Source organism: Thermoactinomyces intermedius, assembly GCF_013912365.1.
GTDB classification, from domain to species: Bacteria; Bacillota; Bacilli; order Thermoactinomycetales; family Thermoactinomycetaceae; genus Thermoactinomyces; species Thermoactinomyces intermedius.
On record NZ_JACETT010000103.1, the window covers coordinates 1 to 583 of the forward strand.

The window sequence follows — 583 nt, forward strand, 5'->3', positions numbered from 1 at the left end:
TCTTTTTATTTTCTTCTTCTTGTTTTATAATTAAATATATCGATAATTTTGTTGATTCTTTTATGGGAGATGATTCATTCATGAGTGGAATTGCAGGTTGGATTGATTGGGAAAGAGATTTGTCGGGAGAACAAAATGTTTTAAGCAAAATGACCAACGCGATTCAACATCGCGGTCCCGATGATGAAGGTTATTGGTTTTCGGAACGTGCAGCGATTGGTCACCGCCGTCTCTTTGTCATCGATCCTGCCGGTGGAAAACAGCCGATGGTTTATCGCTCAGGGGATCATTCCATCGTACTCTCCTTTGACGGGTTTATCTATAACTTTAAAGATTTGAAAGCAGAACTTGAAAATCTCGGACATCGTTTTGGAACGGAATCGGATGCAGAAGTTTTGCTGCACAGCTATTTGGAATGGGGAGAAGATTTCATCCAGCGCATCAACGGGGCGTTTGCCTTTGCCATTTGGGATGAACGTCGCCAGGCATTGATTTTGGCCCGGGATCGCATCGGAGTCAAACCCCTCTTTTACAAAGTACATAATTCCGGAGTTTTATTTGGTTCCGAATTGAAAGCCATCCT

1 protein-coding gene is annotated in these 583 nt (G+C 42.5%); it reads left to right on the forward strand.

Features of this window, described 5'->3' with window-relative positions; genetic code table 11:
* Nucleotides 1–80 precede the first annotated feature (80 nt).
* A partial coding sequence (locus H1R82_RS14400; RefSeq protein WP_374189131.1) for an asparagine synthetase B family protein occupies nucleotides 81–583 on the forward strand: 503 nt, incomplete at its 3' end.